12 protein-coding genes and 1 tRNA gene are annotated in these 14,498 nt (G+C 64.2%); 4 read left to right on the top strand and 9 right to left on the bottom strand.

Annotated features, from left to right (window positions below; genetic code table 11):
- Nucleotides 1-16: 16 nt before the first annotated feature.
- From FJV80_RS09430 to ssuD, 7 genes are all read right to left on the bottom strand, one after another.
- On the bottom strand, nt 17-1,354 hold the full coding sequence (locus FJV80_RS09430; RefSeq protein ID WP_142876205.1) for an ABC transporter substrate-binding protein: 1,338 nt from the start codon (nt 1,352-1,354) through the stop codon (nt 17-19).
- An 85-nt stretch (nt 1,355-1,439) separates the two neighbouring features.
- Nucleotides 1,440-2,483 (bottom strand): branched-chain amino acid ABC transporter permease, encoded by a 1,044-nt coding sequence (locus tag FJV80_RS09425; RefSeq protein WP_095789466.1) that lies wholly within the window; start codon nt 2,481-2,483, stop codon nt 1,440-1,442.
- A gap of 3 nt (nt 2,484-2,486) precedes the next feature.
- Nucleotides 2,487-3,386: a branched-chain amino acid ABC transporter permease gene (locus FJV80_RS09420; RefSeq protein WP_142876204.1), complete on the bottom strand. Its 900-nt coding sequence runs from the start codon at nt 3,384-3,386 to the stop codon at nt 2,487-2,489.
- Nucleotides 3,383-4,309: an ABC transporter ATP-binding protein gene (locus FJV80_RS09415; protein WP_142876203.1), complete on the bottom strand. Its 927-nt coding sequence runs from the start codon at nt 4,307-4,309 to the stop codon at nt 3,383-3,385. The genes FJV80_RS09420 and FJV80_RS09415 overlap by 4 nt, the downstream gene beginning before the upstream one ends.
- 122 nt (nt 4,310-4,431) lie before the next feature.
- On the bottom strand, nt 4,432-5,535 hold the full coding sequence (gene sfnG / locus FJV80_RS09410) for a dimethylsulfone monooxygenase SfnG (protein WP_142876202.1): 1,104 nt from the start codon (nt 5,533-5,535) through the stop codon (nt 4,432-4,434).
- Nucleotides 5,536-5,700: 165 nt separating this feature from the next.
- The gene (locus FJV80_RS09405; RefSeq protein WP_095792038.1) at nt 5,701-7,161 is read right to left on the bottom strand and encodes an FAD/NAD(P)-binding protein; all 1,461 of its coding nucleotides are present in this window, start codon (nt 7,159-7,161) and stop codon (nt 5,701-5,703) included.
- Complete coding sequence (gene ssuD / locus FJV80_RS09400; protein ID WP_142876201.1) at nt 7,158-8,330, bottom strand: FMNH2-dependent alkanesulfonate monooxygenase; 1,173 nt, start codon at nt 8,328-8,330, stop codon at nt 7,158-7,160. The genes FJV80_RS09405 and ssuD overlap by 4 nt, the downstream gene beginning before the upstream one ends.
- A gap of 487 nt (nt 8,331-8,817) precedes the next feature.
- Between ssuD and FJV80_RS09395 the strand changes: the two genes are divergently transcribed.
- On the top strand, nt 8,818-9,069 hold the full coding sequence (locus FJV80_RS09395) for a hypothetical protein (protein ID WP_179296023.1): 252 nt from the start codon (nt 8,818-8,820) through the stop codon (nt 9,067-9,069).
- Between the two features lie 392 nt (nt 9,070-9,461).
- Here FJV80_RS09395 and FJV80_RS09390 read toward each other — a convergent pair.
- Both FJV80_RS09390 and FJV80_RS09385 read right to left on the bottom strand, forming a co-directional pair.
- A tRNA-Ala gene (locus tag FJV80_RS09390) sits at nt 9,462-9,537 on the bottom strand.
- A 171-nt stretch (nt 9,538-9,708) separates the two neighbouring features.
- On the bottom strand, nt 9,709-10,095 hold the full coding sequence (locus tag FJV80_RS09385) for a TIGR02300 family protein (protein WP_095771615.1): 387 nt from the start codon (nt 10,093-10,095) through the stop codon (nt 9,709-9,711).
- A 206-nt stretch (nt 10,096-10,301) separates the two neighbouring features.
- Between FJV80_RS09385 and aroA the strand changes: the two genes are divergently transcribed.
- The 3 genes from aroA to rpsA all read left to right on the top strand — a co-directional run bounded on the left by aroA (nt 10,302) and on the right by rpsA (nt 14,495).
- Nucleotides 10,302-11,660 carry a 3-phosphoshikimate 1-carboxyvinyltransferase gene (gene aroA, locus FJV80_RS09380; protein WP_142876200.1) on the top strand — a complete coding sequence of 453 codons (1,359 nt, stop codon included), beginning with the start codon at nt 10,302-10,304 and terminating at the stop codon, nt 11,658-11,660.
- 277 nt (nt 11,661-11,937) lie between these two features.
- Nucleotides 11,938-12,588, top strand: a complete 651-nt coding sequence (gene cmk / locus FJV80_RS09375) for a (d)CMP kinase (RefSeq protein WP_142876199.1) — start codon at nt 11,938-11,940, stop codon at nt 12,586-12,588.
- 209 nt (nt 12,589-12,797) lie between these two features.
- The gene (gene rpsA / locus FJV80_RS09370) at nt 12,798-14,495 is read left to right on the top strand and encodes a 30S ribosomal protein S1 (protein ID WP_142876198.1); all 1,698 of its coding nucleotides are present in this window, start codon (nt 12,798-12,800) and stop codon (nt 14,493-14,495) included.
- The last annotated feature ends 3 nt before the right edge of the window (nt 14,496-14,498 follow it).

The following is a 14,498-nucleotide window of genomic DNA, read 5'->3' as shown; positions in this document are numbered from 1 at the left end:
GCCCGGCAGTGGCTGATCAGTTGGTGGTCACGGCGTTGGCATCATCGGCGGTGCGCAGCTTGATGCCCTTCTCGGCGGCATAGGCCTCGGCCGACTTCTCGATGATTGGCCGCAGCAGCGCCCAGTCCGGCGCGATCCAGTCGGAGACGACGTTCCACTTCTGGCCGTCCCACTGCTGGAAGGTCACGTAGCCCTCGCCCTCGTGATTGTCCCAGCTGACGTTGATCGAGTGGAACAGGTCCTTGGCGCCAAGCGCCTCGACCTTGGCCGGGTCGAGCTTGAGATGTTCGAAGCCCCAACGGACTTCGTCGCCGGTCAGCGTGCCGTGGCCGAACTTCTCCTGCGCGACGCGGATCGCCTCGACATTGAGGATGCCGTTGACGATGCCGAGATTGTGGTAGACCGAGCCGATGCGCGACTTGTCTTCCAGATTGCCCTTGCCGGCGCCGTAGACCGTCTTCACGATCTCCTGCACCACCGGATAGGTGTTGCCGGAGGCCTGGGTGGTGATGGCGGTGTAACCCTTGGCGGCATCGCCGGCCGGGATGACGTCCTCTTCCGAATTCGACCAGACATTGCCGACGATGTGGTCGACGGGATAGCCGACCTTGACCGCCGTCTTCAGCGCCACCGGGTTCATCACGCCCCAGCCGCGCAGCACGACAAAGTCGGGCTTGGCGCGGCGGATGGTCAGCCACTGCGACTGCTGCTCGTTGCCGGGATGCGGCACTTCGATCTGCTGGACGGTGAAGCCGTATTTCTGCGCCAGCAGTTCGTAGATCGGGATGGTTTCCTTGCCGTAAGGCGAGCCGTGATAGAGCACGGCGATCTTCTTGCCCTTGAGCTTGTCGATGCCGCCTTCCTTTGCGGCGATGTAGTTCACGATTCCGGACGTCTCGCTATAGGGGTTGAGCAGCAGCGGGAAGACGTAAGGGAAAACGCGGCCGTCGGTGGAATCGGTGCGGCCGTGGTTGACGGTGATCAGCGGCACCTTGTCGGCCGTGATGCGGTCGATCATGGCATAGGCGATGCCGACCGAAAGCGGATTCCAGGCGGCGGCGCCGGCATGGCTCTTCTGCCGCTCATAGCATTCGACGCCGCGCTCGACCTCGTACTGGGTTTCGCATTCGTCCCAGGTCAGCTTGACGCCGTTGACGCCGCCGTCGCGGATGTTGATGAGGTTGAGATAATCGATGAAGCCGCCGAAGAAGCCGGTGCCGCCGGCCGCGTAGGGACCGACGCGATAGCTCTGCAGCGGAAAGTATTGTTCGTCGGCGTGGGCCGATGGCAAGGCCACCGACACGATCATCGCCGCGGTCAGCGCCGCCGCCTTGATTGTGCTGAGGAAAGTCATGGTCGAGATACTCCCGGTATGGGCCGTCTTGGTTCGGCCTCTGGTTCATTTTCCGATTCAGTTCGATGCGGGTTGCCCCGCAGGCTCATGTCGACTGCCAGGCGAGCAGGAGCCGTCTTCGGACCCTGTCCCACAGGGCCACCAGCCCGTCCGGTTCGAGGATCAGAAACAGGATGATGAGAGCGCCGAGCACGATGCGCTGGCTCATGTCGAGGACGCCCGAGTCGAAGACATCGCCGAGCAGGAAGCCGCCGAGACGCGACAAGCCAAGCGGAAAGACGACGATCAGGGCGGCGCCGAAGAAGGCGCCACGGATCGAGGCCAGGCCGCCTATGATGATGATGAACAGGATCTGGAACGAGCGGTCGAGATCGAAGCCGTCCGGCTCGACGGTCCGCAGATAGGCGAAGGCCCAGATGACGCCGGCAACGCCGATGATGAAGGACGAGATGGCGAAGGCCAGCAGCTTGGTCTTCAGCACCGGGATGCCGATGATGCGGGCGGCGGTTTCATTGTCGCGGATGGCGATGAAGTTGCGCCCGGTCTGCGATGTGACCAGACGGTGGGCGAGGAAGGTGAGTATGCTGACGATGGTCAGCGCGAAGAGATAGCGGCCGACGGCGCCATCCAACGCAACGCCGCCGATAGACAGCCGCGGCGCGTCGATGACACCTGACGCCGAGTCGTTGGAGAACCAGCTGAACTTGGTCAGCGCCCATTGCACGAAGAACTGCGCGGCGAGCGTCGAGACCGCGAGGTAGAAGCCTTTCAGCCGCAGGCTTGGCAGGCCGAAGACGATGCCAATCGCGGAGGCGACGATACCGGCGAGGACAATGCTGCCGATCAGTGGCAGGCCTTCGACCCTCAGGTTGAAATTATAGGCGGCGAAGGCGCCCGTCGCCATGAAGGCGGCGCTGCCCAGCGAGACCTGGCCGGCATAGCCGGTGAGGATGTTCAGCCCGACGCCGGCAAGGCCGAGCGCCAGGAACGGCAGCAGGATGGCCTCGAACAGATAGCTCGAGCCGATCAGCGGCACGACGCCATAGGCGAAGGCGAGCAGCAGGACGGGCGCGATCCATTTCGGCAACACCGGTGCGGCGGAGGTGAGATCGCTTGTGATCACGGCCATGGCTCAGACCCTTTCCACGAGCTTCTGGCCAAACAGGCCCGAGGGACGGATCAGCAGGAAGGCGAGCGCCACGACATAGGCGAACCAGCTCTCGATGCCGCCGCCGAAATAGTCGCCGATATAGACCTCGGCGAGCTTCTCGCTGGCGCCGATCAAGAGGCCGCCGACGATGGCGCCGAGAATCGAATCGAAGCCGCCAAGCACCAGCACCGGCAGCGCCTTGAGCACCACCAGAGACAGGGAGAACTGCACGCCGAGGCGGGCGCCCCAGAGCAGCCCCGCGACCAGCGCGACCAGGCCGGCGGCGGCCCAGACGGTTGCCCAGATCAGCGGCAGCCTGAGGCCGACCGCCAGGGCGGCGAACTGGTCGTCGGCGACGGCGCGGAAGGAGAGGCCGATGCGGGTATAGCGGAAGAACAGCGACAGCAGCAGAACCATGCCGGCGGCGACCAACGCGGCGAAGATGTCGAACTGGCTGATCAGCACGCCACCGACTTCCAGCGGCACATCCTCGATGCCGAGGTCGAGGCCGTGGACCTGCGTGCCCCAGATCAGCTGGGCGGCACCCTCGATGATGTAGGACAGGCCGAGCGTCGCCATGAACAGCGTGATCGGCGGCTTGTTGGTGAGCGGCCGCAGCACGGTGCGCTCGATGGCGACGCCGATGGCCACCATGATGGCGAAGGTGGCCGCCAGCGCCAAGGCGAAGGGAACACCGCGCTCAACCAGGCTGACGAAGGTCAGTGCCGCGAACAACAGCAGCGCGCCTTGCGCGAAATTCAGCACGCCTGATGTCTTGTAGATCAGCACGAAGCCGATCGCGACCAGCGAGTACATGACGCCGGAGAGCAGGCCGCCGACGAGCACTTCGATGAAGAACTGGTAGTCGAAACCGGCGATCATATGCCAGCCCCGTCCTCATTGTCGGAGGCGACGCCGAGATAGGCATCGATGACGCGCTGGTCGTTCCTCACCTCGTCGGGCGTGGCGTCGGCGATCTTGCGGCCGTAGTCGAGAACGGCGATGCGGTCGGACAGGCCCATGACGACGCCGACGTCATGCTCGATCAGCACGACCGTGGTGGCGAAGCGGTCGCGCGCGGCGCGCACGAAACTTGCCATCTCGCTTTTCTCGCCGGCGGTCATGCCGGCCATCGGTTCGTCCAGCAGAAGCAGGCGCGGCTCAGCGACCAAGGCGCGGGCCAGTTCCACCCGCTTCTGCAGCCCGTAAGGCAGCGTGCCGGCGAGACGATCGCGGACCGCGGTGAGATCGAGGAATTCGAGGATGTGGTCGGCGCGGCTCAGGGAGTCGCGCTGCTCGCCAGGCGAGCGGCCGATGCCGAGCACCTGCCCGGCAAAATTGGAGCGGACCTTGTAGGCGAGGCCGGAGGCGACATTGTCGAGGACGCTGAGGCCCTTGAACAGAGCAAGGTTCTGAAACGTCCTGGCAACACCGAGATGCGCCAGCCGCTGTGTCGGCACCTGATCATAGCGGATGCCATCGAGCAGGACATGGCCTCTATCCGGCCGGTAGACGCCGCTGATGACGTTGATCAGCGAACTCTTGCCGGCGCCGTTGGGGCCGATGATGGCGCGGATCTCGCCGGGGCGCACCGACAGCTCGATATCGGCCAGCGCGACTACGCCGCCGAACGACAGGCCGATGCCCTGCAGGACGAGCAACGGAGCGGCGGCATCCGCGATCGACCCTGTCGGCACGACGCCGACGACGGACGACTGGGGCGTCGACGGCAGGCCGCGCGCAAAGACTTCCGGCGCATAGACCGACGCGTCCATCATTCCAAGGGCGTAACTGGCCAAGGGCATTCCAATCGTCCTCGATTGCTTCACAGGCGCACGAATCCTCATCGCCGCCCGATCGATCGAGCGCGCTTGGGAACCTTCATTGGTGTGCAGGCCGGACTGACCGGCCTGCTTTTTGAAAAGGGTTATTCCGCTGCCAGCGATGCAGCCTGCTCGGCATTTTCCAGTTCGCGGACGAGGGGGATGACATGCTTGCCGAAATACTCGACCTCTTCCTGGAAGTGCAGGAAGCCGAGCAGGATGAGATCGGCGCCGGCGCGCTTGAGATCGACGATGCGCTCGGCGACCTGCCTTGGCGTGCCGATCAGGTTCGAACGGAAGCCGTCATTGTACTGGACCAGATCGTCGAAGGAGGATTTTGCCCAGTTGCCCTCGCCTTCCGGCGAGGCCTTGCCGGCATTCTTGACCTCGTGGCCGAAGGCGTTGACCGCTTCGGGGTTGGCCTTGGCGATGATTTCGGCGAGCACCGCCTCGGCCTCGTCCTCCGTCTCGCGGACGATGGCGAAGGCGTTGACGCCAACCTTGACCGAATGGTTGTTGGCCTTCGCCTTGGCCCTGATGTCATCCACCTGCCTGGCGATTTCGGTCGGCGTGTTGCCGTTGGTGAAGTACCAGTCCGAGACACGCGAGGCCATGTCGCGCGCGGCTCGCGACGAGCCGCCCTGGAAGATTTCCGGCAAAGGCTGCGGCGGCTTCGGCTTCAGTGAATATTCGTTGAAGCGGTAGAAATCGCCGCGGAAGGTGAAGCTGTCCTGCGTCCATATTCCACGCAAGGCGCGGATGAATTCTTCCGAACGGCGGTAGCGCTCGTCATGGTCGAGCCAATGCTCGCCGATGGCGTGGAACTCGCCGCGGAACCAGCCGGAGACGAGGTTGATGGCGACGCGGCCATTGGTCAGGTAGCTGATGGTGGCGAGTTGCTTGGCAGCCAGCGCCGGATTCCACGGCCCGGGCAGGATCGCGGCGATCACCTTCAGCGTCTTGGTGGCGGCCAGCAGATGATGGCTGAAGGCAACCGATTCATGCTGTTCGTCGGCGCCGTAGCCGGCGGTGAAACGGATCTGGCTCAGCGCATAGTCGAAGCCGACCTTCTCGGCAATCTGCGCCAGCTTGCGGTTGTATTCGGCCGAATGGTTGGTGCGCTGCTCGATGTTGGAAATCACCAGGCCGCCCGAAACATTCGGCACCCAATAGGCGAATTTGACCGCGTCGGTTGCTGCGTGTGCCATGAACTGTCTCCCCTTCAGGCCGTGTCGTTGATCGGTCCGGCGTGGCCGGATCTCGCCGATATTTATTATGTCTACTGATTATATATACAAAGTAGGATTTTCCGTTTTTGGCGGCCGCTTGGGACGGAAATACCAATTTTGGCCGGCCAGGCCGGCTTCGGCCTGTCAGCGGGCGGCCGCAACGTCGCTGGCATTGGCGCCAACCGCCTCGACGGACGGAAACCTGTCGACCAGCCTTGCGATCTCGGTCGCGACCATCTGGGCATGGCGGGCGACCTCTGGCAGGCCCATGAGTTCACCAAAGGTGCCCCGCGCCAGCGGCCCGGCGACGAAGAGCCCGGCGACCGCCTCGCCATCCCAGCCGATGGCGAGGCTGTCGAGATTTGTCTCGATGCCGAGTCCGTAGGCGTCGACCCTGATCAATCCGGTCTCGGCCAGGGAGCGCAGCGCCGGATTGAGCTGAAGCGCCTGCCCATGGGCAGGCCCTGTCGTGTTGATGACGGCATCGAAGCGCGCCGTCTCGATCCGTGTCTGGCCGCGCCGCTGAAAGCTGACCGCGAGGTTCTCGCCCTCGTCGTTCGACGCGACAAGCCTGGCGGCAATGGTGTCGAACGTGCCGGCAGCCTGGCGGCGGTCAAGGACGGAAGCAATTTGGGGGGCGATCCTGAAGCGATGCACGTCCCAGAACACACGCAGTTGGCGGACCAACCTTGCCCGTTCCGATGGAGCAAGGGCGGCCCACAGAACCGGCCCCTGCAGGCGCAGCTGGTCGAAGACGGACTGCCAGTTGACATTGGCCTGGCGCGCCGCCGCCAGCGTCGCGCGAATGTCGCGAAGCAGACCGAGCGCCGATGTGGCCGGCGCCGATGCGAAATCGCCGAAAGGTTCGCCCCGGACATCAGGATGGCCGCGCGAGCGCAGTCCGCGGCGCGACAGCGCCAGGATACGGCCGCGATGGCCGCGGCGATCGAGCTCCGCGACCATGTCGGCCGAGGTCAGCCCGGAGCCGACGATCAGCACGGAAGCGTCCGGCTCGATCCTGGCAAGTGCCGACGCTGCGTAGGGATCGGCGACAAAACCCGGCGCTTCGGCCAGGCAAGCAAGCGCTGCCGGGATTGCGGGGGCAGGATGCGTCGCGGCGAGGACCGCAATGTCGGCGATGACAGGTCCGGCGGAGGTTTGCACGGTCCAGCCCGCGCCATTGGCTTTGCGTGTCACGCCGGTGGCGAGACCGCCGACATGACGGACCGCGCCTGAAGCCAGACAGGGCGCGAGGTGCTCGGCGACATAGCGGCCGAACACACGCCGGCGCGGATAGGCGTCGTCATTCTTCCAGATCGCGTCCGCGTCACGTTCGAGTTCGCCGGAGCCGGCCAACCAGCGGGCAAAATGCTGCGGGTCGTCGGGAGCCATGCTCATTCTGACGGCCGGCACATTGACCCGGTGCGCCGGCTCTTCGCTGGAATAGGCCAGACCGCCGCCGAGCGCTGGGCGTGGCTCGATCACCGAGATCGACAGGCGCTCCGGCCGATGCGCCCGCGCAAGATGCCAGGCCAACGCCGCGCCGGAAAAGCCGCCGCCGATGATGGCGACGCGCAGTCGGCGGGCCGGAGGCAGCGCGTTCACGAGGCGCTGGCGAGCGACTTCGGCCGGTGGTCGCCGGCGATGGTCTCGCCGAACGGGCCGGTGTTGACGGATGAGCCGGCGGCTTTGACCGGATGATCAGTCGGCAATTTCGGCAGCACCAGTTCGCCAAAACGATAGGCTTCCTCCAGATGCGGGTAGCCGGACAGGATGAAGGTGTCGATGCCGAGGCGGCGATATTCGTCGATGCGCTCGGCGATGGTGTCGGGGTCGCCGACCAGGGCTGTCCCCGCGCCGCCGCGCACCAGGCCGACACCGGCCCACAGATTGGGCGCGATCTCGAGCTTGGCGCGGTCGCCGCCATGCAGCGCGCTCATCCGCGCCTGGCCGACCGAATCCATGCGGGCAAAGACTGTCTGGGCCGAAGCGATCGTCGCGTCGTCGAGGCGGCTGATCAGCCGGTCGGCGGCGGCCCAGGCCTCCTCGGTGGTTTCCCGCGCGATGACATGCAGGCGAATGCCGAAGGAAAGCTTGCGGCCGGCCTTCTCGGCCAGTTCTCGCACGGCGTCCAGCTTGCGCTCGACATCGGCGGGCGGTTCGCCCCAGGTCAGATATTTGTCGATCTCCTGCGCCGCAACCGTCGACCCGGCATCGGACGAGCCGCCGAAATAGAGCGGCGGATAGGGCGTCTGCACCGGCGGGAACAGCAGCCTGCCGTCCTCGATGTGGAAATGCTTGCCCTGGTGCTCGACCGTCTCACCGCTCAGCACGCGCTTGTAGATCCGCAGGAATTCCTGCGTCACCTCGTAGCGCTCGGCATGCGACAGGAAAATGCCGTCGCCCTTGTTCTCAAGCGGATCGCCGCCCGTTACGACATTGATCAGCAGGCGGCCATTGGAGATGCGGTCGAGCGTCGCCGTCATGCGCGCGGCGAGCGTCGGCGACTGCAAGCCCGGCCGCACGGCGACCAGGAAACGCAGCCGCTCGGTCAGCGGCACCAGCGCCGAGGCGATCACCCAGGAATCCTCGCACGACCGGCCGGTCGGCAGCAGCACGCCGTAGTAACCCAGCGTGTCGGCGGCCTTCGCCACTTGCGTCAGATAGGGCAGATCGACCGACCGGCCGCCCTCCGCGGTGCCGAGATAACGGCTGTCGCCATGCGTCGGCAGGAACCAGAGAACCTTGATGCGGTCCGGAATGTCGCGGGTCATGACCTGCCTCCCGCGAGCCGGCGGCGATGGCGGGGTGTGCCTGGCGGGGTTGGGAGCGGACGCAGAGAGGCGGGCATGGCGGAGTCCTGTCCGGGAAAACAGATCGCCCGCACTTTGCTTATTCTATAAACTCTGTAGAGTTAGTTTATTCCAAATCCGCCGTTGAAATTGGAAATTCTCTTCGTTCGATCGAATCGGCGCCTGATCCTCGGCTGCTCACTGGCGTCAGGCCCTGGCGAATTGGAGAACACTGTTTGGCGGTCCTTCCGACTCCTAGGTGTCATATTAGCCACAGGTAATATGAATCAGCTATCCGGCCTTGCATCGTCGGCATAGGTGTCCCTTAATGGGTCACCGTGTCTGGCACCGTCATTGCACAGTCGGCAATGCCGGCGACATCTCTCACCCAGCAATCGGGGGGCAGATGGGGGGCCCCGCCGCTTCGCGAATGGAGCGGCGGGCTATCAACAACGGGGGGCGGGCAGCCATGTATTTTCCGCAATTCTTGGTGGGGATGTTCGCCACGTCGGCCGTAGTGGCGATCTGGGCCGGCATAGAAACTGGATCTGTCGGCAAAGCGCTCGCTTGGACCGTCCTCACGCTGATGATGCTGCAGGTTGGATATTTCCTGCTGGCATTTGGGCTTTTCTATAAGCGCTCGACGAAAAGCACCGACACAAAACCGGATACTGCTCATCAGCCCATCCGTCGAGACGGTAGCGTCTCATCGGGCCGATGATGACCGACAGGCCGGCCGCAACCTACTGTGAGCATGACGCCGCCTACGGGCGAAGTGATGGAGTGGCCAGCGCCCGTCAAGCGCCAAAGCCATTTGGCCGTCATCTGCTTGCGCCATTCCCAAGCTCTGTCGAACGATCCCGACCGTAGACGGCGCTTGCTTGCCGGAGGTTTGCACGACGAAGTGAAGCTTCCCTACCAAGAGTAGTCCTAAAGGCTTGCGGTGCTGGTGAAACTTGAGGCTCGGCCGCGGCTTTCCCGCTTTTTCCTGTCAGTCCCGCTCGCAAACCTGGTCTCCGGGTCGAAAACGCTCCTGGCCGTGCCCGGCAGGTTTCCGAATGGCGGGCTCGGATACAAAAACGGCAAATAACCTGAAAACATTGGGAGACTGTTTGGTGGAGCCAATCGGAATCGAACCGACGACCTCTTGAATGCCATTCAAGCGCTCTCCCAACTGAGCTATGGCCCCACTCCCGGCAGTCAGCCGGCGCCGTTTCCGGCGAAGAGATCAGCGCGGGTTGGAACACCGCGCCGTTAGTGCAGGCGGCTTCTAACCCCGCCTTTCTCAGATATCAAGCCTTGAAGAGCGGCTTTTTGTTCACAGGCCGAGAAAGCCTGCAAACGCTTACGTCTAGGCCTGTCAGACCTCGTCGTCGTCGTCGCCGACGCCGATCATGTCGGCAACGTCGTCGTCTTCTTCCTCTTCGTCGGCAAGGAAAGTATCATCCTCGTCGTCGCCGAGGTCGACGTCCTCGTCATCGCCGAGATCGGGCAGATCGTCGCCCTTGGCGTCGTCGTCGGCCTCTTCGAGCGAGACGACTTCAACGCCCTCTTCGTCCTCGGCGTCCACTTCCTTCTCGGCCACTTCCTCTTCCTCCTCGAGGGCGGCGATCTTGCCTTCCTCGAAATAGGAACGCGGATAAGTCTTGCCGGTGTAGGGCGAGACGATCGGGTCCTTGTTCAAGTCGTAGAATTTTCGACCCGTCTCAGGATCGATACGCTTTGTGCCAAGTTCGGTTTTTGCCACGGCAAGCCTCGTCAATAAAAGAGTGGTCCCCTTAACCACTGTTTGCGGCGCTGTCAAAGCCAAAAGCCGGCGTCACAAAACCAAGTCCTGAAAGGCCTCGCGGCAAGTGACGACCATGGGGATGACCATTTCGCCTCGCCGTGATACGAGACCGCCGCAACAAATGAAAAGCGCCGGCCCGCCGGCATTCCGTCCAGGGAAATTCCATGTCTCACGCCGCCGCTGCCAAGCCGGCCACCGCCCGCAAATCTCAAGCCCTTTCCGGCACCGCGCGTGTGCCGGGCGACAAGTCGATCTCGCATCGCTCCTTCATGTTCGGCGGCCTCGCCTCCGGCGAAACCCGCATCACCGGCCTGCTCGAGGGCGAGGACGTGATGCGCACGGGCGCGGCCATGAAAGCGATGGGCGCGCATATCGAGAAGCGCGGCGCCGAATGGGTGATCCGCGGCACCGGCAACGGTGCGCTGCTGCAGCCGGAAGGCCCGCTCGACTTCGGCAATGCCGGCACCGGCTCGCGGCTCACCATGGGCCTCGTCGGCACCTATGACATGGAAACCACCTTCATCGGCGACGCCTCGCTGTCGGGCCGGCCGATGGGCCGCGTGCTGGAGCCGCTGCGCCAGATGGGCGTGCAGGTGCTGAAGGCGACGCCCGGCGACCGCATGCCGATCACGCTGCATGGCCCCAAGCACGCCGCCCCGATCACCTACCGCGTGCCGATGGCCTCGGCACAGGTGAAGTCGGCGGTGCTGCTTGCCGGCCTCAACACGCCCGGCATCACCACCGTCATCGAGCCGGTGATGACGCGTGACCACACCGAAAAGATGCTCAAAGGCTTCGGCGCCAATCTTTCGGTCGAGACCGACGAGCGCGGCGTGCGCCACATCTTCATCGAGGGCCAGGGCAGACTGACCGGCCAGACGATCGCCGTGCCCGGCGACCCGTCCTCTGCCGGCTTCCCGCTCGTCGCCGCGCTGATCGTGCCGGGTTCGGACATCGTGATCGAAAACGTGCTGATGAACCCGACCCGCACCGGCTTGCTGCTGACGCTGCAGGAAATGGGCGGCAAGATCGACATCTTGAACCCGCGCAATGCCGGCGGCGAGGATGTCGCCGATCTGCGCGTGCGTTATTCCGAGCTCATGGGCGTCACCGTTCCGCCCGAGCGGGCACCGTCGATGATCGACGAGTACCCGGTGCTGGCCGTCGCCGCCAGCTTCGCCGAGGGCGAAACGCTGATGCAGGGGCTGGAAGAATTGCGGGTGAAGGAGTCCGACCGGCTGTCGGCCGTCGCCAACGGGCTGAAGCTCAACGGCGTCGACTGCACCGAAGGCGAGGCTTCCCTTGCTGTTCGCGGCAAGCCGGGTGGCAAGGGGCTGGGCGGCCATCCCAACGGCCTGGATACGACCGTGAAGACGCATCTCGACCACCGCATCGCCATGAGTTTTCTGGTGATGGGGCTGGCGACGGAAAAGCCTGTCACCATCGACGACCAGGCGATGATCGCGACCAGCTTTCCGGAGTTCATGGGGCTGATGACGGGGCTGGGCGCGGAGATCGGGTAACGGTTGATGGCAATCGCAACCCTCCCAGACTGGAGCCGGGCATTCCTCCCTTCGTCATCCTCGGGCGGAGCAAGGAGCGAAGCGACGCGGCGCAGACCCAAGGATCCATGCCGTTACGTCAAAGCGTTGCCGCGGCGCAGAATTCTGGTCCGCGGCGTTCTTCGGCCGAAATCACGGCATGGATCCCAGGGTCTTCGCTCCGCTACGCGTTCGCTGCGCCCTTGGATGACGAAGGCGCGAGAGCTTGTTGCCAAGCAGACAAGGCGTTGAGCTAGCAATGACACACGTCTTCACCATTGCCATCGACGGTCCCGCCGGCGCCGGAAAAGGCACCCTCGCCCGCCGTCTCGCCGACCATTACCGGCTGAACCTGCTCGACACCGGCCTCACCTATCGTGCCGTTGCCTACGCGCTCATCCAGCACGCATTGCCGCTCGACAATGTCTCGGCGGCGGAAACCGCGGCCCGCCAGGTCGACCTGGCAACGCTCGACCGCACGGTGCTGTCGGCACATGCCATCGGCGAGGCCGCCTCGAAAGTTGCGGTGTATCCGACCGTGCGGCGCATTCTGGTCGAGAAGCAGCGGGATTTCGCCAGGACGCCGCCGGGCGCGGTGCTGGACGGGCGCGACATCGGCACTGTCGTATGCCCCGACGCCGACATCAAACTCTATGTGACGGCAAGCGCCGAGGTGCGCGCGAAGCGCCGGCTGGCCGAGATCGAAAGCATCGGCGGCACCGCCAATTTCGCCGAAATCCTCGCCGACATCGTGCGCCGCGACGAGCGCGACATGGGCCGTGCCGACTCGCCCTTGAAGCCTGCCGCCGACGCGCACTTGCTTGATACCAGCGAAATGGCTATAGAAGCCGCGTTTCTCGCGGCCATGGCGATCGTTGACGACGCGCTGGCCAGGAGAAACAAGGCCTGATCCGGGTTTCTCCCGCGTTTCCGTTGCCGGAAGCGCAGAAGATACTCATATCGGGCACGAACCAGCCTGCCAGCATTCTTCATGCGCCGGAATTGCCGCTTAAAATGCGGCCCAGGGCTTTTTAAAGCCCGGAACGCCGGCAGGCCAACGCAACGCTAACCCACGGCGCCCCGTCCCGCTCAAAGATGCGGGGCACTCCAGGAGAAACAATGTCAGCTGCAAATCCCACTCGCGATGATTTCGCGAGCCTGCTCGAAGAATCATTCACCACCGGCCACTCCGGCGAAGGTCAGGTCGTCAAGGGCACGATCACCGCCATCGAAAAGGACATGGCCATCATCGACGTCGGCCTCAAGGTCGAAGGCCGCGTGCCGCTGAAGGAATTCGGCGTCAAGGGCAAGGACTCCACCCTCAAGGTCGGTGACACCGTCGAAGTCTATGTCGAGCGCATCGAGAACGCGCTTGGCGAAGCGATGCTTTCGCGTGAAAAGGCCCGCCGTGAAGAGAGTTGGGTCCGTCTCGAAGAGAAGTTCACCAAGGGTGAGCGCGTCGAAGGCGTCATCTTCAACCAGGTCAAGGGCGGCTTCACCGTCGACCTCGACGGCGCCGTGGCCTTCCTGCCGCGCAGCCAGGTCGATATCCGCCCGATCCGCGACGTCTCCCCGCTGATGCACAACCCGCAGCCATTCGAGATCCTCAAGATGGACCGTCGCCGCGGCAACATCGTGGTGTCGCGCCGCACCGTGCTCGAGGAGAGCCGCGCCGAACAGCGTTCTGAAATCGTGCAGAACCTCGAAGAGGGCCAGGTTGTCGAAGGCGTCGTCAAGAACATCACCGATTACGGTGCGTTCGTCGACCTCGGCGGCATCGACGGCCTGCTGCATGTCACCGACATGGCCTGGCGCCGCGTCAACCATCCGACCGAAATCCTCAACATCGGTCAGACGGTCAAGGTGCAGATCATCCGCATCAACCAGGAAACCCACCGTATCTCGCTCGGCATGAAGCAGCTCGAGAGCGACCCGTGGTCCGAGATCGGCACCAAGTTCCCGATCGGCAAGAAGATCAAGGGCACCGTCACCAACATCACCGACTACGGCGCGTTCGTCGAGCTGGAGCCGGGCATCGAGGGCCTCATCCACGTTTCGGAAATGTCGTGGACCAAGAAGAACGTGCATCCCGGCAAGATCCTGTCGACGACCCAGGAAGTCGACGTGGTGGTGCTCGAGGTCGATCCGGCCAAGCGCCGCATCTCGCTCGGCCTCAAGCAGACGCTGGAGAATCCGTGGGAAGCCTTCGCACGCAGCCATCCGGTCGGCAGCCAGGTCGAGGGCGAGGTCAAGAACAAGACCGAGTTCGGCCTGTTCATCGGCCTGGAAGGCGACGTGGACGGCATGGTGCACCTCTCCGACCTCGACTGGACTCGTCCGGGCGAGCAAGTCATCGAAGAGTACAATCGCGGCGACATGGTCAAGGCGCAGGTGCTCGACGTCGACATCGACAAGGAGCGCATCTCGCTCGGCATCAAGCAGCTGGCCCGCGACACGGTCGGCGAAGCGGCGACTTCGGGCGAACTGCGCAAGAACGCCGTGGTCACCTGTGAAGTCATCGGCGTCAAGGATGGCGGTCTCGAAGTGCGGCTGGTCGACAGCGGCATCGAGACCTTCATCAAGCGCTCGGACCTCAGCCGTGACCGCGACGAGCAGCGCCCCGAGCGCTTCACCGTCGGCCAGAAGGTCGATGCCCGCGTCATCGCCTTCGACAAGAAGACCCGCAAGCTGCAGGTCTCGATCAAGGCGCTGGAAATCGCCGAAGAGAAGGAAGCGGTCGCCCAGTACGGCTCGACCGACTCCGGCGCTTCGCTGGGCGACATCCTGGGTGCCGCGCTGAAGAAGCAGGGCAACTAAGGC

The organism is Mesorhizobium sp. WSM4310 (assembly GCF_007003935.1).
Taxonomy (GTDB): Bacteria; Pseudomonadota; Alphaproteobacteria; order Rhizobiales; family Rhizobiaceae; genus Mesorhizobium.
The sequence above is the reverse complement of the archived record's forward strand: the minus strand, read 5'-3'. Positions and strand labels throughout refer to the sequence as shown.

Bases quoted from the DNA above. Each gene is read 5' to 3' on its own strand.
- FJV80_RS09430 (WP_142876205.1), bottom strand. From the start codon at position 1,354: ATGACTTTCCTCAGCACAATCAAGGCGGCGGCGCTGACCGCGGCGATG.
- FJV80_RS09425 (WP_095789466.1), bottom strand. From the start codon at position 2,483: ATGGCCGTGATCACAAGCGATCTCACCTCCGCCGCACCGGTGTTGCCG.
- FJV80_RS09420 (WP_142876204.1), bottom strand. From the start codon at position 3,386: ATGATCGCCGGTTTCGACTACCAGTTCTTCATCGAAGTGCTCGTCGGC.
- FJV80_RS09415 (WP_142876203.1), bottom strand. From the start codon at position 4,309: ATGCCCTTGGCCAGTTACGCCCTTGGAATGATGGACGCGTCGGTCTAT.
- sfnG (WP_142876202.1), bottom strand. From the start codon at position 5,535: ATGGCACACGCAGCAACCGACGCGGTCAAATTCGCCTATTGGGTGCCG.
- ssuD (WP_142876201.1), bottom strand. From the start codon at position 8,330: ATGACCCGCGACATTCCGGACCGCATCAAGGTTCTCTGGTTCCTGCCG.
- FJV80_RS09395 (WP_179296023.1), top strand. From the start codon at position 8,818: ATGTATTTTCCGCAATTCTTGGTGGGGATGTTCGCCACGTCGGCCGTA.
- aroA (WP_142876200.1), top strand. From the start codon at position 10,302: ATGTCTCACGCCGCCGCTGCCAAGCCGGCCACCGCCCGCAAATCTCAA.
- cmk (WP_142876199.1), top strand. From the start codon at position 11,938: ATGACACACGTCTTCACCATTGCCATCGACGGTCCCGCCGGCGCCGGA.
- rpsA (WP_142876198.1), top strand. From the start codon at position 12,798: ATGTCAGCTGCAAATCCCACTCGCGATGATTTCGCGAGCCTGCTCGAA.